General features: G+C 43.6%; 17 protein-coding genes and 2 pseudogenes. 16 read left to right on the forward strand and 3 right to left on the reverse strand.

Annotation, left to right across the window (positions count from 1 at the left end; genetic code table 11):
* Nucleotides 1-5: 5 nt before the first annotated feature.
* The 13 genes and pseudogenes from ggt (at nucleotide 6) to NXZ84_RS01370 (ending at nucleotide 9,280) form a co-directional block, all read left to right on the forward strand.
* A complete protein-coding gene (ggt, locus tag NXZ84_RS01315) occupies nucleotides 6-1,616 on the forward strand; it encodes a gamma-glutamyltransferase (protein ID WP_258838500.1) in 1,611 nt (536 codons plus the stop codon).
* 23 nt (nucleotides 1,617-1,639) lie between these two features.
* Nucleotides 1,640-2,227, forward strand: a complete 588-nt coding sequence (locus NXZ84_RS01320; RefSeq protein ID WP_258838501.1) for a golvesin C-terminal-like domain-containing protein — start codon at nucleotides 1,640-1,642, stop codon at nucleotides 2,225-2,227.
* Between the two features lie 405 nt (nucleotides 2,228-2,632).
* Nucleotides 2,633-2,953, forward strand: a complete 321-nt coding sequence (locus tag NXZ84_RS01325) for a hypothetical protein (RefSeq protein WP_258838502.1) — start codon at nucleotides 2,633-2,635, stop codon at nucleotides 2,951-2,953.
* Nucleotides 2,954-3,580: 627 nt separating this feature from the next.
* Nucleotides 3,581-4,495, forward strand: a pseudogene (locus NXZ84_RS01330) (reverse transcriptase domain-containing protein); the annotation flags it as partial.
* The gene (locus NXZ84_RS01335) at nucleotides 4,479-4,727 is read left to right on the forward strand and encodes a hypothetical protein (protein WP_258840403.1); all 249 of its coding nucleotides are present in this window, start codon (nucleotides 4,479-4,481) and stop codon (nucleotides 4,725-4,727) included. The pseudogene NXZ84_RS01330 and the gene NXZ84_RS01335, both read left to right, overlap by 17 nt.
* 56 nt (nucleotides 4,728-4,783) lie before the next feature.
* On the forward strand, nucleotides 4,784-5,251 hold the full coding sequence (locus tag NXZ84_RS01340) for a hypothetical protein (protein ID WP_258838503.1): 468 nt from the start codon (nucleotides 4,784-4,786) through the stop codon (nucleotides 5,249-5,251).
* Nucleotides 5,252-5,283: 32 nt separating this feature from the next.
* On the forward strand, nucleotides 5,284-5,745 hold the full coding sequence (locus tag NXZ84_RS01345; RefSeq protein WP_258838504.1) for an SMI1/KNR4 family protein: 462 nt from the start codon (nucleotides 5,284-5,286) through the stop codon (nucleotides 5,743-5,745).
* Between the two features lie 689 nt (nucleotides 5,746-6,434).
* Nucleotides 6,435-6,524, forward strand: a pseudogene (locus tag NXZ84_RS15170) (hypothetical protein); the annotation flags it as partial.
* A gap of 87 nt (nucleotides 6,525-6,611) precedes the next feature.
* Nucleotides 6,612-7,181: a suppressor of fused domain protein gene (locus tag NXZ84_RS01350; RefSeq protein ID WP_258838505.1), complete on the forward strand. Its 570-nt coding sequence runs from the start codon at nucleotides 6,612-6,614 to the stop codon at nucleotides 7,179-7,181.
* Between the two features lie 47 nt (nucleotides 7,182-7,228).
* Entirely contained in the window at nucleotides 7,229-7,555 is a 327-nt protein-coding gene (locus tag NXZ84_RS01355) for an IS3 family transposase (RefSeq protein ID WP_258838506.1), read from the forward strand.
* A 78-nt stretch (nucleotides 7,556-7,633) separates the two neighbouring features.
* Entirely contained in the window at nucleotides 7,634-8,365 is a 732-nt protein-coding gene (locus NXZ84_RS01360) for a DUF4261 domain-containing protein (protein ID WP_258838507.1), read from the forward strand.
* A gap of 238 nt (nucleotides 8,366-8,603) precedes the next feature.
* Nucleotides 8,604-8,861 (forward strand): macro domain-containing protein, encoded by a 258-nt coding sequence (locus NXZ84_RS01365; RefSeq protein WP_258840302.1) that lies wholly within the window; start codon nucleotides 8,604-8,606, stop codon nucleotides 8,859-8,861.
* Nucleotides 8,862-8,950: 89 nt separating this feature from the next.
* Nucleotides 8,951-9,280, forward strand: coding sequence for a hypothetical protein (locus NXZ84_RS01370; RefSeq protein WP_258838508.1), 330 nt, complete (start codon nucleotides 8,951-8,953; stop codon nucleotides 9,278-9,280).
* A gap of 100 nt (nucleotides 9,281-9,380) precedes the next feature.
* Here NXZ84_RS01370 and NXZ84_RS01375 read toward each other — a convergent pair whose 3' ends face one another.
* On the reverse strand, nucleotides 9,381-10,727 hold the full coding sequence (locus NXZ84_RS01375) for a TrkH family potassium uptake protein (RefSeq protein ID WP_258838509.1): 1,347 nt from the start codon (nucleotides 10,725-10,727) through the stop codon (nucleotides 9,381-9,383).
* A gap of 499 nt (nucleotides 10,728-11,226) precedes the next feature.
* Nucleotides 11,227-13,356 carry an SBBP repeat-containing protein gene (locus NXZ84_RS01380; protein ID WP_258838510.1) on the reverse strand — a complete coding sequence of 710 codons (2,130 nt, stop codon included), beginning with the start codon at nucleotides 13,354-13,356 and terminating at the stop codon, nucleotides 11,227-11,229.
* Nucleotides 13,357-13,480: 124 nt separating this feature from the next.
* Here NXZ84_RS01380 and NXZ84_RS01385 point away from each other — a divergent pair, with 124 nt between their 5' ends.
* Complete coding sequence (locus NXZ84_RS01385) at nucleotides 13,481-13,732, forward strand: DUF6612 family protein (RefSeq protein ID WP_258838511.1); 252 nt, start codon at nucleotides 13,481-13,483, stop codon at nucleotides 13,730-13,732.
* A gap of 159 nt (nucleotides 13,733-13,891) precedes the next feature.
* Nucleotides 13,892-14,644, forward strand: coding sequence for an N-acetylglucosaminidase (locus NXZ84_RS01390; RefSeq protein ID WP_258838512.1), 753 nt, complete (start codon nucleotides 13,892-13,894; stop codon nucleotides 14,642-14,644).
* A 97-nt stretch (nucleotides 14,645-14,741) separates the two neighbouring features.
* Here NXZ84_RS01390 and NXZ84_RS01395 read toward each other — a convergent pair whose 3' ends face one another.
* Nucleotides 14,742-14,921: a hypothetical protein gene (locus NXZ84_RS01395; protein WP_258838513.1), complete on the reverse strand. Its 180-nt coding sequence runs from the start codon at nucleotides 14,919-14,921 to the stop codon at nucleotides 14,742-14,744.
* Nucleotides 14,922-15,014: 93 nt separating this feature from the next.
* Between NXZ84_RS01395 and NXZ84_RS01400 the strand changes: the two genes are divergently transcribed.
* Nucleotides 15,015-18,257 carry a PD-(D/E)XK nuclease family protein gene (locus NXZ84_RS01400; protein WP_258838514.1) on the forward strand — a complete coding sequence of 1,081 codons (3,243 nt, stop codon included), beginning with the start codon at nucleotides 15,015-15,017 and terminating at the stop codon, nucleotides 18,255-18,257.
* The last annotated feature ends 1 nt before the right edge of the window (nucleotide 18,258 follow it).

Consider the following 18,258-nt stretch of genomic DNA (forward strand, 5'->3'; position numbering starts at 1 on the left):
TAGTTATGAGTATCTCTGTGGTAGTGGGGCTAGGGTTAATCTATGCATATGAATATGGCTTAATTGTAAATAAACAGGAGAAACAAGTAGCTCATATGAAAGAAGAAGAGACAAGTAACTTCGGATATGGTGTAAGTGCTGGACATCCCTTAGCGGTAGACGTAGGGATGAAAGTATTGGAAGAGGGGGGTAATGCGGTTGATGCTGCGATTGCTGTAGCGTATGCTCTCACCGTAGTGGAGCCGTACGGTTCGGGTATTGGTGGAGGAGGAGCAATGTTGGTTTATCCCACAGATGGGTCAGATCCAGTTACGATAGATTATCGCGAAACAGTCCCCTATTCGGGCTATGTATCTGATAATGGAATTGGAACACCTGGTATGGTGAAGGGTATGGATGTGGCCCATGAACGTTTTGGTACGATACCGATGAAAGATATTATTCAGCCTTCAGTAAATTTAGCTAATAGTGGATTTGAAATAAACTCGACTATGCATAGTATACTAAGTAATGCGCAGTATAGGATGCCTGTGGACGAGCTTCCTCATATGTATCCAAAAGGTCAGCCACTGGAAACAGGAGGACTATTAATTCAGAAAGAACTAGGGGGAACATTAGAGAAAATACAAAAGGGTGGAGCTAAATCTTTTTATGATGGAGAAGTTGCGCAAGCCCTTAAAAAAGAGGTCCCGTATATAAAAAATGAGGATTTAAACAAGTATGAAGTCGATATTCAGCCTTCAGTACGAGGGAAATTTGCTGGGTATGATGTATGGTCTGCTCCCCCTCCATTAGCAGGAGTTACTTTAATTCAATCTCTGCAAATGGCAGAAATACTAAAATTCAACAAAGATACGGACATGACAGACTATATGCACCTGATAAATGAGATTACGAAGAGAGCATATCATGATCGGATACTTAACGTGGGCGATCCGGATTTCGAAAAGGTAGATTCAGATAAATTAACTAGCATTCCTTATTCTAAGCAACTTGCATCAGACATTTCACTAGAGTCACTCTCAACAGATCACATTATGAAAGATGAGACAGAGGAAGAAGATCACGGTAACACAACTCATTTTGTCGTAGTTGATGAGGATGGGATGATGGTATCGACGACGAATACACTAAGCAACTTCTTCGGATCAGGTCATTATGTTAAGGGCTTTTTTCTTAATAATCAACTACGTAATTTTAGTCAAACGCCAACTTCACCTAATTATCCCGAACCAGGGAAAAGACCACGCAGCTTTACTGCTCCAACGATTCTAGCTAAGGACGGTAAACCGGTAATAGGCATAGGATCGCCTGGAGGATCACGGATTCCAGTATCACTTACAGAGGTATTAGTGCGCATGTTAAAGTATGAATATCCTATGCAAAAAGCGATTGATGATCCCCGTTTCTTCGTAGAAGAAAACATGATTTCCATTGAGGAAGAAAGATTTACTCCTGAGACGATTGCTCAACTACAAAGTAAAGGGTATTCTGTTCGTATTCAATCCCCTATATACTTTGGCGGTGTACAAGGTCTTGTGATAGACTATGAAAATAATGAAGTATATGGTGGGGCGGATGATCGCCGTTCAGGTGATTGGGAATCAGGAAAATAAATAGTTATGAAGGTGAGTAATTCATGAAGTGGTTAAAACCTATTCTTTCTTTATTTTTCTTAGTGTTTGTTATGTCCGTCATGATTGGTTTTAAGCATGTGGAGTTTTTAAGCGCTCAGGAAAAATCAATTATTGAGTACTATAAGGAAGAATGGGAACGTAGGGAAGAAAGAAAAGCAGAGAGTTCATATATTATGAGCCATACAAAGGTGAATACCGTAGGTACTTGGTCAGCTTCCACTAATGCGTTTGGTTATTCAGGTGCGAACTATCAGCCAAATGCTAAGGGGACTGGAGAGGATACATTTACTTGGGCGTTTAAGGTGAAGCGTTCGGATCAGTATCAGGTGTTTGTTCATCAAGTGCCTGCGTTTGATCGGGCGAGCAATGCTCCGTTTACAGTTACACACGCTCAGGGCGAAGATACAATAACGGTAGATCAACGCTCTGGAAATGAATGGTTTGAGTTGGGTACCTACTCTTTTGATAAAGATAAGGAGTGGAAAATTACTTTATCTGATGCGGGAGACGGTTATGTTATTGCAGACGCACTTAAGTTAGTCTCTGTCTCTGATCCAGACTGGGACGTAGTATTAGAAAATGACCGCTAACGAAGAGCTAGCTATTGATAGAAACGCCCTTGATCCTAAAATTATAGCGATCAAGGGCGTTTGTCTTAAGTGAATAGAGTAGTATTTACAGGGGTAACGATAAGTCAATAGATAATTATTGTAATAAAAAATTATCCTCTGATCTCTGATATTCTTGTAGTTTCTGAGAGCCTTTCATATGGGTTCTGCATCGAAGTGGAGGAACATTCATTTATTTTTACTAAATGGGAATAAATTAGGCTAAAGGCTTATATTGAGATCTAGGAAGTCAGTCTTCCTCCCCGATTAATGAAGCACACCAACCGTCAAGAAGATGGTACGCTGAGTCTTAGTAGACCTATGCCGCTTTGACTAAACAAGATCAATCTTCGATAGAGTTTTTCTGAAGTTAGTAGGGGGGATATTATGAGCATCATAGATGATTCAATACGCTTTGTGGCTAAGATTAACTTTTTTGAAGAGACGACGATGATAAAGTTTGGATGGTCAGGTATGATGATACCTATGCAGATTGATCAGTCATTAATTACATGTAAGATTACATTAGGAGATGAAGGTACAGTATTCGAAAAAGGGATCGAGCACGAAGTAAAGATATTATTGCCTGGAATAACAAAAAGCGACCTAGAGTCTAATGGTCAGATGCTTTTTCCTGGATATGAATTTCTATTTCGCAATGGAAAGGTGGTGTTTGGGAAAGGGGAGGTGATAAGGATACTTGAGTAAATGAAATTATATTTTGTACTTGGTTTTGAATAGAGACTGGGAGGCACTCTCATGTGATCATATGAGAGTGCTTCCTTATGTGCGCCCGGCATGGTCGCGTTCTATAGGGTGAAGTCCCGAACGACGAAGGTAGCAGTAGTCGTTAGCCTATGACAAGGGTGTCCACCGTAGTGGAATCTGAAGGAAGTCGGCGGCAAACCTCCGGCCTGACGAACAGGAACCTCATAGAAGGCGAGCGCTGCTTGGATAAGTCTGGAGAACAAAAAAGTCCATACTATCGAAGGGCAGGGAACGTAAATGAGGCGGGTAGATGGAGGGAAAGAACGCGTTCTTTCCCGGGGAGATCTGACCGGAACGCCACGCTCACGTGGTAACCTTTTTCAAGTAGGAAACTGAACGGTCAGAAGTCAGCAGAAGCTATAGTACCCAGACGCGGATGCGTGGACGGGGAAGGTCTGAACATTTAGGAAGAATGTTTCGCTAGGCGTTCATCCGTTACGACGAAGCAGACAACTCACATGGTGGCTTACCCAAAGGAGGAGATGGTGAATTTCATGGTGGACTTTGAGAGGGTGGAGTAAAGGATGGCACAAACAGAAAGGGACGTTCACGAGGTGGGAAATATCGATGTGGATGAAACGAATGCTCTCACGGGGAACCTCTTGAAAGCACTGAAACAAGTAGAAAAGAATAAAGGGAGCCATGGAGTGGACGGCATGCCAGTAGAAGCCCTACGAGCGCACCTACAAACGCATTGGCTGACCCTACGTTCTTCCATAGAGGAAGGAACGAACCGATGCCCCTGAGGCGGATCGAAATCCTGAAACCGTTCGGAGGGAGTCGGTTATTAGGAATCCCGACCGTGTTGGATCGGTTCATTCAACAAGCCATTGCGCAAGTACTTACGCCCCTTTTCAATCCAACCTTTTCTTGAACACAGCTATGGGTTCCGACCAGGAAGACGGGGACACGACGCGGTAAAGAAAGCAAGGGAGTACATCGAAGGGAGCCATCGGTGGGTGGTGGACATGGACTTGTATGCCTTCTTTGGCCGATTGAACCAGAACAAACTCATGGGACTCTTGGCGAAGAGGGTGAAAGACAAACTCCTACTCAAGCTGATTGGTCAGTACTTGAACGCGGGTGTGATGAAAAATGGATGCAAAGTTAGGAGTGAACAAGGGGTCCCGCAGGCGAGTCCGTTGAGCCCGCTCCTATCCAACATCATGCTGGACGTGCAAGACAAGGAGCTGTAACCTCTACGTGAAGAGTAGAAAAGCGGGAATCCGGGTCAAAGAATTCATCACGAAATTCATCGAAGAGAAACTGAAACTACTGGTAAACGAAGGGAAGAGTGCGGTAGACCGACCTTGAAGACGAACATTTAGCTTTACCCACCATCATCAGCCAAAGATTCGCGTAACGAAAGAGAGCATCCAATGGGCAAAGAAAAGGATACGGGGATTACCTCGCGTTTGAAACCGATCCCGATGGAGGAGAGGATTGCAGCTGAATGTCTTTCCCGTTGGCTGGTGTAACTACTTACGGCCCAGCTATTCTCATGACAAAAGGAGATCATGCTAAAACATCTAGCTTTAGAAATATTCCCGGAGCGAAGGCTTACCGTGCTAGACAGGCTGAATTAATCCGACAGGGGAACTTTAAACAAGCTCAACAAATGGATATAGATGATATCAGAAGTAAATTTGGGGATAAATATGATGAAGGCATTGAGCAAATGGTTAAGTATTCGAGAGAAAAGGGATACTACTAAATAATAAGTATGGCATGCTGTTAGCATGCCATACTTAAAAGATAAGGGGTAAGAGAATGGAATTTGAATTAATACCTTATATTGGGGTGAAATTTGTTCATTTTGGCATGGAGAGAGACAAAGTTGGGAATATACTTGGTGAAAAGGATCAAGAGATAGGTGATTTGACTATAGAATCCCAAACCGGGGTTTCTTATATTTATCAGGAATACTTCAAAACGGGTGTTTCTGCTTACTACCATGTGGATGGAACACTAAAAGCAATTCAGTTTTTTGAGCCGTCAATCCCAGTGTTCAAAGGAATAAAGTTATTAAATACATCCTATCGAAAAGTGAATAAGATCTTTAAGGAATTAGAGGACAACTCAGTGTTATGTTTCGATGATGCTATAGTCTCTCGTAAATATGGTATTTGTTTAGAGATTCCTGATTTGATTGATACGGTTGTAGCGCCGGTAAAGTTTGTTACATTGTTTGAAGAGGGGTATTATGATTTTGAATCAGGAACCCTCATTTATGAGTAAAAAACTTTTCAAAATAGAGAGGAATTACAACAATGAACCAATCGATAATATGGGAAGATGGCGAACAAATAGATTATGGGGAAATAAGGAGTTTAGAAGCTGCGCTGGATATTACTTTCCCTGATGATTACGTACAAGTAATCAAAAATAACAATGGGGCGATTCCAACACCTCCTAATTTTAACATAGAAAATCATGGGTATAATATTATGTTTATGCTTTTGAGTGTAAGAGAGAATGATACTGAGTATGGTTTGATGAGTGTATATAAGCGCATTAACCGCTTTTTACCGAACAAGGTTTACCCATTTGCATGCGATGGATTTGGTAACTATATATGTTTTGATTATCGAAGGGGAAGAGAACCGATAGTAGTTTTTTGGGATCATGAAGAAGTTCTTGATGACCAGGAGTATCAGCTGTTTTTTATAGCAAGTTCGTTTGGCGAATTCACAAGAAAATTTTATAACAGGAAAGAATATATAGATTCGTGAAATTATACTCTAAGTGAAGAGTGATCTTTTAGTATATTTATCATGAGTACATCTACTCTTACTATGTAACTGTCTTAAGATAGTTTTAAAATCTAATCATGGGGGATTCTCCCTTAACAATAGCGTATTTTCATATATCGTTGGAGAGAAGGGTAGAGCGTAATAAAATTGAGGAGGGTATAATTTACTTGGAAAATAATATAGCTAAGGTCTCAGTTCGGGGTCGACTAGCTTTTGGGCTAGTATGTCTAGAAATCATCCAAAGAGAATGGGAAATCATATCAACAAATTTGAATAACTTAATAAAAGAACTGTGGATCGGAGTAGAACTGGGAGCACTGGGAGGATATGATTGAAAAACTATTACCGGAATCAGAAATTATTGATTTTGGAGAAGCATAATATTTCCCTATCTCATATAGTACCATTTTTGAGATCGGAAATAACAGATAATGGCGGGTGGGGTAATGAAGTTAGTGAAGGTTTCTTTAAAGGACAATGATACAAGGTTAGAGTGTAAGGATAAATCAATAATAACTGGATGTTTGGGCGCTAGGAGTGCGGTGGAGCGCACTATCTAAAAGAAAAACAAACCACGGTCTAAACCTTAAAGTGAAGGACTTTCATACGTATTTCGTATCGAATCTGAAGATCTTTGCGCATAATGGTGTGGAGATGGTTTTCTTTAGGTGACAAATAAAAAGAGTGATTGGGATGTTGATCACCAATCTAAGTGGACAAATCGAAGATTCCCTAGTAATGTAAAATTGAGAGAAGTATTAGATGATTATCAAAGAGGGACTAGGTTGGGGTGTTCTTCATGTAATCGGAGTAGAGGGAATAGCTGAAAAAGGTTGTGGAATTGAATGGGAAGCTATATTGATTTTTTAGAGGTACACTTAGGTGAAATAGAGGGTGGCTACACTGTAGATTTTGAAGAAAGTCACTCTTGTCAAGTAGTTAAATACAAGAGAGGCCCAATTAGAGGAACTGAGGTATACTCTACTTTAGGACTAAGTCATCATTACCTTGACTCACCTGTCTCTAAGAAAAAGATTAGGCATGAATTATTTTTTATCGTGAGTAATGATTTTGAGAGCCAAGACACTATACCAGGTATTTTAGGGCAGTTAGCAATAGAAGCGTTGGAAAATCACATTGCTTATTTAGCTGGAGATGTAATCGGACCGAGAGGGCCATTATTTACTGGTACAGACTTAGAGGCACTATATATATCAACGCCGGTATATTTCCCTGACTCATTTGGAATATACTATGGAGAAAATGATCTACCAATTATTCAGGCATGGGTATTTCCCATCACGGCTAACGAAGCACTCTATGTAAAGCAAAACGGATGGGGTAAATTCGAAGATTTACTAGAGAAGGTTAATCCTGATTTAGTTGATTTTAATAGATCAAGCATTGTTCTATAGTAAAGTTGTAGCACGATGGAGAATCCATCCCATCAGGAAAGGTCGAGATGATTCAAGAAGAAGGGAACTCGGTCGCAGAAAGCCAGTACGCCTCTCATGAATACCAAGATCGTCTACAGCAATACGGGATGCACGGGAGCATGAGCCGAAAAGGAAACTGTTATGATAACGCTTGTATCGAGTCCTGTCATAGCATCATCAAACGTGAGCTTGTTTACCTCTCCACCTTTCTAACACGAAAACAAGCGGAACGAAGCGTCTTCGAATACATCGAATGTTTCTATAACAAGAAGAGAGTCCGCTCATACATTGATTATTGTACACTATGTGAGTACGAACAGCTTTATTATGAATCTCTATCCCCAGCCGCATAAACATCTAGATTTCTTGTGTCTAATCTATTGACCTAATACCAGTTCAAGCAAGATTTTAGAGGAAAAGAGGAATTGAAAATGAACAATACACAAATTGTAATTGGCATACCAGGGGTTTGGAAGAGTGGAAGAGTAGTGCTGGAGCAACTCTTAAATGCTGAGATCGGCAGGTATACTTATTCTGAGGGAATTATATTTGATAAAACAGTGAGTAAAAGATTCCAATTTACTATTACTGGATATGACTCGGAGTTGTTGGAAGCATATAAGTATGCTAGTGTAGGGCGAATAGATGAGGGTGATTTAAATAAGATCTCTGACCATCGTAGTATTATTTACTTAATTACAGATACAGGTACAATTGATGATATTAGAGGCATTATTCAGTTAGGTGCGAAAATTATTGATCTTGGTGGGATTGCGGTTAAAATTGAGACGACAGGGAGGGCATACTCTAAGAACGATTGGTTATTATTGCACAATAATCTAGACTTGAACTCTATATACGATTATTTTGTCACGTATATCTCAGATGGTGAGAGATATTATACATGTGGGATGAAGTCTTTTGGTTTACCAGATACCATACTAAAAAATAGTAATGAGGAATGGTCTGAAGATGTATATAGTTTATTAGTAAACTTTAGTCTATATAATATAGTTGAGAATCCTCAGTTTGCAGATGGAGACAAGTTTAGTTTGAATGAAGGTTCGGGTGTCTATAGGGTTACGCATTCTGAGGACTTTCGGTATGATGAAAGCCATGTTTTTTATAATTGTAGAGGTTTATTGGAGCTGGAGCTACTTTAATTACTGCGATAGTTGGGTGTGAGGAGTTTGGGTATATACATAAATAATACAAGACTGGTGTTTAAGAAAGGAGATATTACAAAGGAAAGCGTCGATGTTATTGTGAGTGCTGTAACTCGAGTTTATCGAGCGGTGGTGGAGTAATGGTGCGATTCATCGAATGGCAGGAGACGAATGAAAAGAGGACTGTCAAAAAATCCGCGCGAGACAAGGTGGATGTAAAGTAGGAGAGGCTGTTATAACCAGGGCAGGTCGACTGAATGGGAAATATGTCGTTCATGCAGTAGGTCCTGTTTGGAATGAGGGGAAAAATAACGAAGCAGAAGATCTGTACCATTGCTATCAAAAATCATTATACTTAGCAGATAGTTATCAGGCGACGAGCATTGCTTTTCCGGCAATTAATACTGGTATTTATCGGTTTCCTAATGAAAAGGCGGCACGGATTGCGCTGGATTCCACTAGGGCCTATTTGCAAGCAACGAAAGTGGCATGAGAGAGGTTCGATATATTTTGTTTGACACAAGTTCTTATGAAATATATAAAAGGCTCCTTCCTTAGCCGTCTTAGAAAGGAGAATCATAAATGGATATCTTAATCACACCGCTGGCGGCAGCGCGTTTACAGTTGCTATTACGAGCAGAAGAAGAATCTGTGCCTTTAGCTATACGTATCGTCCCGCTTACATCAGGTTGTAGTTCGCCTTCTTATGCGATTGAAATAACGGAAAAGCAAAAAGCATATAAGGAATTATGTGTTCAAGGTGTTCCGCTTGTATGGAATCCTGCTGATGAAAAGCAGATCAAGGGAATCCAGATTGATTTGGATCGGCAGACAGGAAATCTTACCCTCTTTCATCCCTCTCCCCCTCGGATCGAGTGTTGCCCACTAGATGATCGTGAGGGAGCGGTTTAGCGAACCAAGTGATCTGCTTATAAGGAGTCTCAAAGTGACACGCATATCTTCTCCAGAGATCGAAGGAGGGATAGGCGTGTTTTGTTATTAAATCAATATTTCAGCCGATCAAAGGGCTTTCTTCAGGATGTCGGATGACAGACTTTTGTTGCCGTTGTAAAATAGCAAATGCTAAGGTTAACGGGCCAAGGCGTCCAGCAAGCATTGTCAGAGTAATGAGCAGTTTACCGGCAGCACTTAACTCAGGCGTAAGACCGAGGGTGAGACCGACAGTGCTTACAGCAGATACTGTTTCAAAAAAAGAAGTCGTCAAGTGGGTGTGTTCGGTTATGGTTAAAAGCATGGTGACGACGACCGTTAGCGAAAGGGTGAGAATCCAGATGGAGAGTGCCAAGTAGACCTGTTTATATGGAATTCTTCTTTTAAAGCTGACATTCTCGTCATTTCCACGGATCATATTCCATACTGCCAATACAACAATGATAAAGGTTGTAACCTTAATGCCTCCGCCTGTAGAGTTAGGGGCAGCTCCTATGAACATGAGCATGATCAGCATAAGTTGCGAAGCCGGATACATATCTGCAATGTTCAAGGTGCTAAAACCAGCAGTTCGGGGAGCGGCTCCTTGAAAAAAAGAAGCGGTTATTTTGTCCGCAAGTGATAATGGGCCAATAGTGTAGGGGTTACTCCACTCGATGAGCAGGAGAGAGAACGTTCCAATAATGAGCAAGAAGCTGGTTACTGATAGAACGAGTTTGGTGTGGAGATTGAGTCGTTTTGTGGTGCGATAGTGGTAGAGATCGGCTATAACGACAAACCCAATTCCACCTATGAGAAACAAGGCAGCAATCGTCATATTGATCCAAGGGTCTCCTACATAGGTAGTTAAGCCACTAAACTCTGCTATATCTCCAAACAGGTCAAATCCGGCATTATTAAAAGAAGATATCGAGTGAAATAAAGAATAGTAGAGACCTGTTGTCCACCCCCACTCGGGTACCCACCGAACGGCGAGCAGTAGAAAACCTACACTTTCGACGATGGCGGTAATGATTAATACTGACAGTGTTAGGCGTACCATTCCACGAATATGGGTTTGATGATAGGAAAGGCGGAGAGTTAAGCGTTCCCTGACACCAATTGTTTTACCTAATAGGATTGCAAAGAAGATACTTATGGTCATAAATCCTAACCCGCCTAATTGAATTAAGATCAAAATGACGCATTCGCCAAATGTACTAAATGTCGTGGCTGTATCTACCACCACAAGCCCCGTAACGCTGACAGCTGATGTTGCCGTAAACAAAGCGTTTATCAGGGAGAGTGGGTCTCTTGTTTCTGTAGCGATCGGCAACGATAATAACGCGGTACCGAAGAGGATGAGAACAGTAAAACCGAAAACCAAAAATTGAGGTGGGCTCAAGTATTGCAATAACTTTTTGTGCAATAAGGTCACGCCCCTTTCTATGGGAGACATATGAGAGTGGGTTCTAAAAAACGAACCCGTCCACTGATGGACAAGTCCGCTTTAATTCTAGATCGTGAGATTTGCATAGATGACTAGCTTACCAGTCTCCGATAACGTTTTAGATAAGAAAAGGTAATCTCCTAAGGTAATCTCCAATAATGAGATCTGAATGGTGTCTTGGCGTCCCATTTACTCAAATGGATAGGGGTGATCCGTAGGCCATCAGTACTAACTCCTGCAGGCACAATCTTGTTAGTCGAGCCAAACGAACAAGATAGACGAAACATATTCTTTCGTGTATTTTACTACATTTTGAATTGCATAGATAGGCGTACCTATCGTACGTTCCAAGCACGGAGATGTTTACTTGACTGCTAAAAGTAAACACGACAAATAGGATAGGTGCCTTGCGCAACAAAAGAGGCTACCTTGAAAAACTTAGTAGCCTTCATTCGTTTTATTCGATTTGCCATAGTGATTAACTGCTGCTTTCCCCTCCACCTATCCCCCGAGGTCCCCGTGCTCCCCGAGGTCCTCTTGGCCCTTGAGGTCCTGTTGGACCTGCCGGACCCGTTGGTCCTGATTGGGCAAGCGATCCTAATTTGAAGACGAAAGCCTGAGAGCTGAAGACACTCACTGGTCCAAAGGAGAGTTGAAAAGCACCAAAGCTAACAGGGAAGTCTGTGGAGAGTGTAATCCCGGTGAAATAGATATTTTGTTGTGAGTCAATGGCAACTGCAGCGCCTTCGTCCGTATCATTTCCACCTAAGTACGAAGAAAAGTTAATTCCCCGTCCAGAGTAACTAATTTGGGTCGTAAAAGCATCTGATACTCCTCCCATTCGATCTTGAAAGGCGTCCGAAGTGATAGGAAAATCCGTCGATGATGCGCAACCCGTAACCCAAGCGGTACCGAGGGCATCTACCGCAATCCCAAAGCCTTCATCATCCAATGATCCACCTAAGTAAGTGGAATAGAGCAACCGGCTTCCTCTGTCATTAAATTTCGTCACAAAGGCATCCAAGCTATCATTTAGTCTGGTTTGAAATGCGCCACGAGTTACCGGAAAGGTTACAGAGTCAGTAAATCCTGTTACATAAGCATTGTTCATACCATCGATATCAATGGCAGCCCCTTCCGTATTTCCGTTTCCTAATAAGGTAGAATAAATAAGTCCACTACCAGCAGCATTAAATTTCGTTACAAACGCGTATGAATTGCCTGGAATCGCGATCGTTTGAAAGGCATTTGGTGTGACCGGAAAATCTGTTGATAACGTACACCCTACCACGTATGCTTGATTGCTCTTGTCAACAACGATGCCTCCGCTTTGATCAAGATTAATTCCCCCTAAGAACGTGGAGTAAGTTAGTGCAGAACCCGTTTCATTAAATTTGGTGACAAAGACATCGCTCTGGGTTAGAGTAGGGCCAATCCCTTTATATATCGTTTGAAAGGCACCTGGCGTCGTAGGGAAGTTATTTGCATTTGTGTTACCAGTAACATAGGCATTGTTAGACATATCTACTGCGATTCCATTGCCAGATGTGATGCTTGCAATACCAGAACCACCCAAAAAGGTGGAGTAGATGAGAGAGGTACCTGTAGGATTTAACTTTGTCACAAAGGATTGATTATCTGCATTCATAAATTGGGTTTGGAAGCTGCCAGATGTAACAGGAAAGTCAGGGGATGTCGTCAGGCCGGTTACATAAGCATTCCTAGAAGAATCAACAGCGATCGCGTTCCCAAAATCAAACTGATTTCCAGCTAGGAGAGTAGAGTAAATAAGTGAGCTTCCTGTAGGGTTAAATTTCGTTACAAACGCACTTTCCTCTCCAATATTGATTGTTTGAAAAGCACCCGAGGTAACAGGGAAATTAAATGGAGAGGCGGTAACACCTGTCACATAGGAATTTCCCATATCGTCCACGGCGATACCACACCCTGCATTTCTACCTGTTCCTCCTAAGTAGGTGGAAAATATGACTGCTGGATCAATAACAAGTACCTTTTCAGGGTCATAGGAAGTTGCGACATGAAAACCAAAGGAGTGGTCGGGATAAAGTTGGAATGAGCTTGGAACGATGATTTTATTACTCTGATCTTTTTGAAAGCTGATGGGATGTTTTTCACATAAGACCCCGTGGGGAGTGTAGACATACAAATCTCCCTCCTCACTACAGGTCATCGCCTCTGTCCCCTGGTAACTAAAACGAATATCTTCAATATCAGCTCCGGGATGAATGATCACATCGTATTTTAGTTGTTGCTCATCACCATAAAAGACCAAGTCAATATCCTTCCACACTCCTTGGCATAAGACTCGCTGATAACGAAGGAAAGGATACTCTGTTTCTTGAAACCAGCCGTCCTCGACTAATTTGTCTCCCATAAGAATGAGGTCCGTACATGGGTTCATCCAGAGTAACCTAAGTGGAGAAACCCTCTCTTCTCTATGTTTTTCTAAAGGCAACGTAAATTGCATCCCTTCAGGGTGAAAGGTAAACATCCCTCCTTGCCCATTGGCGATAAATTCCTGTCTCTTCCCTTTGCGATTTGTATTGGTTCGAAGACAACACTCGTCCAATTCATTTTTTTGCCCCATAAAATCCTCCCCCATCCAAGCAAGATAGTTTATCCTATGCCGGCTTCAACTGGCTGTGACACCTACTTTTAAAGCTTTGCATGAGGTTATAGAGGGCTTAATGTATCTGACTGAGATGAGCAAAATGCTGAATATGAATAGTGAACAAAAAGTTATGTATGACAAAGGAGAGCTTAAATTTAACAGCCTGGAACAGGTAACGCGCATCAATAAGAAAACGTATGAGATAAGTACCGTAGATCAGGTAGTAGAAATGACGTCACCAATGAATGGAATTGTTGTAGATATGAAAATAGACATCACTTCTACCTTTAAGCAAGATGGTAGCGAGATTGTCGTTCCTGAAGAAGTATTGTCTGAAGCTGGGACGAAGTAATAAATGAGTGGAAACAGGTGCACCCAGGTATAACGGGTTCGCCTGTTTTTTTATCCCACCACATGCTCCTTAACCCTCTTCCCCTGCCGTCCCCTCTCCCCTCAGGCATTCATAGAATAAGTGAACGAGTATATGAAACGTTGAAGGGAGAGAAAGTATATGGGAGTTAGTATTCCTGATGCAATTGGCGGCAGTTTAAAAATGATCGAAGCGACGTGTGCGTCGACGACGTTGGCAGAAGCAGTTGATATTCAACACGGATTGGAGGATTATCCCCCGCTTAAGTATGAGGCGGGTCAGGGGTTTATTCCGGCAACCAAAGAAGAGGTAGAGGCACAGATGAACCCGATGAACTCGCTTATGGGGGATAAAGTGCTTCAGCATCTCAATTTAGGTACAGTTCCAAGTGTAACAGCAGAGCAACTGGATTCCTTTTTGATGGGCAAGGGCGTGTTAGAGGGCATGGGATTAATCTTTTTGGTAGCGGGAATGGTTTATCAAGTAGACCCTATCTATTTGGTAATTCACGCGAATCTGGAGACAGGTGGGGGGACGAGCAACCTCGCCCGCGGGACGGTTCCAGGCTATGAAGGATATCACAACGTCTATGGAATTAAAGCATATGACAGCAATCCGGAGGAGAACGGGGCTCGTTATGCCAAAGAGCAAGGATGGAGTTCGGTCTCGCGTGCGATTATGGGTGGGGTACGATACATTGCGGACACCTACATTCATGTGGGGCAAAACACGCTTTACAAAATGCGGTGGAATCCGGTTAATCCAGGGGTGCATCAGTATGCTACCGATATTGACTGGGCGAATAAGCAAGCGACGCGCATCGCAACCACTTATCTCGAATTTTTTGAAGAAGTAGAGGTAAGTTGGGATCTCTCTTTTTATCAGACGGAATAGGAGTGGAAAAAGACGATGGCAAGTGAAGCATTTTACCTTGCCATCGTACATAGGAGAGTTCTTCATCATCATAGAGGGTGTGATTACACCAGCCACATTAACTGCGGTTTCTGCGTTGCGATTCCTGTGGTCGTGCAGGACCTGCTTGCTCCATCGAATCCTGGATCGCTTGAGTGGCACTTTCTTGTGCCTCTTCCATCGCTTCGGCACTGAGGTTATCGTGTGTGACCTTTCCATCTTGGAGCTCGCCCTCATGGAGGGCTTTCTTTTTGTTCATGTTAGCAAACCTCCTATCTATGATAAAATGAAAGACACTAACTAAGGTGACCGTTATACGTGGCATTTATGTATGAGAAAGGAGAAACCGCAGATGGCAGGAGGAACGATCTATCTTCATCCCGTACACGATCGGAAAGTGGGTATTGGGCAGATGAGTTTGTGGGGAGGGCCGTCATCAGCTAAGATCCATTATGTGGTGCCTGGAGTACGCATAGTGCGAGCATGGCAGCAAAGATTGACTGAATTGTCCCTTCCTCCTGAAGTGCGGATTGAGGTACAAACCTTTGACCAGTGGGTTCGTCGGTTATTGTCACACTCTTCAGTGCGGTTGATGACCTCGGTTGAGCAGGGGCTTATCATTCAACAAGCAGTTGAGCAGGTAGGGCAAGCACAAGGGTATCGTTATTTCCATGAAGCACAGGAACGTGCAGGTTGGCTGGAGCGGATGGAATTTTTTATTGGTGAGATGAAGCGATCGGGATTGCGTCCGACTCGCATGGAGCATATGTGGCAGGACAAAGGGGAGAAGTATCAAGAGTTGGCTGCTATATATCGTGCCTATCATGATCAGCTTGCGCAACATGATTGTTGGGATCATGAGGAGCCTTATTTTGCGTTGATCGAGCAGGTGAAAGCAGGCGAAATAGAGTTGCCCACCCGAGTGGTGCTCGAGCATTTTAACGATATATACCCATTACAGGAACAACTTTTAATTCAATTAGTAACAGCAGGTGTCCAAGTAAACGTACACCTGGTGGCGGATCCAAAGCGACCGCAGTTGTTCGCGCAGACTTGGCGTACAGTGGAGAAGTTGCAACAAAGAGGGTTTTATGTGGAGCAGATACAACTAGATGAAGAGCAACGAGTGCCTAAACAAAGCGCGCTTATCCAATTGGACGAACAGTTATTTCGTTCACATCCGACTCAGTGTGAACGAAACGACGGGGCGGTACAGATTATACAGGGAACCAGCGTAAAGCAGGAAGTGGAACAACAAGTGGCGCACGTGAAGCGGTGGTTAAGAGAATCGGGAGCCTCACTGGCTGAGGTGGCTCTGGTGCTGACTGATCGGCAGCGATATGAATCACCTTTGCGACATGCACTGGAAGAGGCGGGATTGCCGCTGGTAGAGTCGGAGCGGGTGGTATTACACTTTCATCCATGGATGCAAATGATTCTTTATGCTCTTCGGGCAGCTACTGGAGAACAGAGAGCATGGGGGCGTTTACTAGAAAGTCCTTATTTACCATGGGCACATGCCGAGAGCAGATCGCAGTGGCAACAGTGGAAGTCTGATTTTACACAGATTAGTGGACGCTCTCAGTGGGATGAAACGTTAACAGCGATTGAGCGTCAGAGTGAGATGGAGTCGGAATTTTTAGCGCTAGAGCTTCTACGGCGAGTGGGTGAATGGGTATATGAAGTGCCTGAACTGGCTACTAAGTCAGACTGGTTAACCTGGTTTCATACTTGGTTGACAGCGGTTCGTCCTCAGCTTTCTGCTGTGGAATTGAAGGATCAAAAGCGGATGCGTCTACGTTTGGAGGAGATGAATGCTTGGCAATCATTAATGGAAGTAACGAAGCAATGGCAATCGTTTATAAGAGAAAGTCAACAAGATGGTAAGAGTGAGCAGATGGAGGTGATAGATTTTATTCGCTTGTTGGAGCGAATGACAGAACGGGTGGAAGTGGAGCGACGCCCAGGTAGACGTGGAGGGGTACGTCTTCTTTCTCCCAATCAGCTACAGGCCGAATCGTACAGGCTGGTTTGTCTCTTTGGATGTGTGGAGGGGAGTTGGCCTCGCCCCTATCGTGACGATTGGCTCGTCCCGGATCAGGAGCGTCTGCGCCTGAGGGATGAGGGGGTGTGGCTTTCTACCTCAGACGAACTGCGCAGTAAACAGGCGTACCCCTTTTTTACTAGTGTTAACGCGGCCCAAGAAAAGTTACTGCTTTCGTATTCCGCATATACCGGTGCAGGACGAGAACAGCTCCCTTCTTTGTTTGTGGAAGAGGTAGAAAATGTGGTGGGTAGAATCCGGGATTCGCTTGCGAGGACAGAGGAATCTCATCTATTACCTATCTCGTGGGAGAGTGCTTTAACACCACATAGGGGGTTGGAACGAGCGATATCCTTGCTTGCTCACGCGCCCTCCTCTGCTGAATCGCACGCGGTACAGATGAGTAGAGATATGTTGGAAGAGATGCGTCGGCGGGCTCCGAAGTGGATGAGGCGAGTCGAGGAACGGATTCAGATCGAACGAGCGCGGGAGCGAGGGCAAGCACCCGCTTTTGCTGGCGTGTTACAGCCTTATGCACATGAATCTCTCTTTGATGCCAGGGGACAGGAACGGGTGTGGAGTGCTTCCATGCTAAATGAGTTAGCCCGGTGCCGTTTTCGTTTTTTACTCTCTAGGGGTATGGGTTTACTGTCTTCGCCGGAAATGGGAGAAGGTTTGACTGCGCTGGCACGGGGGGAAGTGATCCACCGTATGTTGTGCCGCTTTTGGAATGCTTACCGAGAGCATGCACTCACCCAGTGTGAACGTGAGCGTGCGCTGGAGCGTTTAGAGGCCGTCATGGATTCGACATGGATTGAGGCGATGGAATATTATCATCTCGATCCTGATGGTATGGAGGCTCAGATTGAGTGGGGGCGTGTGCGTCAGCGTGTTCGTACAATGGTTGAACACGACCTCGCTTGGCGTGAAGAGGAGATAAATGTGCGTCCGCGTTATTTAGAGTGGTCTTTTGGACAAGCAGTAGAGGAGGAAAAAGTGAAGCGTGGGGAAGTGGATCCCGCTTCTCTATCTATGCCAGTCCAGGTGCCGCTGACTGCTCACTTTTCTATCCTGCTGCGCGGAAAGGTAGATCGGGTAGATGTGGATAGGGATGGTTTTTATACGATCTTTGATTATAAATCAGGTAGTGCCCCAGACAACGAAGAGATAGTGAAAGGGATGGATGTACAACTCCCTCTTTATTTGCGGGCAGTACAGGCAGGCTTCCAGTTGTCAGATGAACAGGCTGTAGGGGCGGCGTTTTTTGAAGGGGCACGGATGAAAGCGGGAAAGCCCCCAACTCATATACGAAACAAGGGGATCTGGCGGAAGGAGGACGCTTCGCGCTTTGGTATTAGTGAGCGTGTGCGTACTCTTATGGCCATAGAAGCACGCGAGCAAGTTTTAGAGCAGGTAGGACGCCATGTGCAAACGCAGATTGAGAAGAGTGAGCAGGGAGATTACGCAGTTCAGCCGCATGGAGCGTGCCCAACGTATTGTCCATTCCAAACAGTGTGTCGCGTTCGCTTGGAGCATGGAAGGGGGGAATGAG

Source organism: Mechercharimyces sp. CAU 1602, from assembly GCF_024753565.1.
In the GTDB taxonomy this organism is placed as follows: domain Bacteria; phylum Bacillota; class Bacilli; order Thermoactinomycetales; family JANTPT01; genus Mechercharimyces.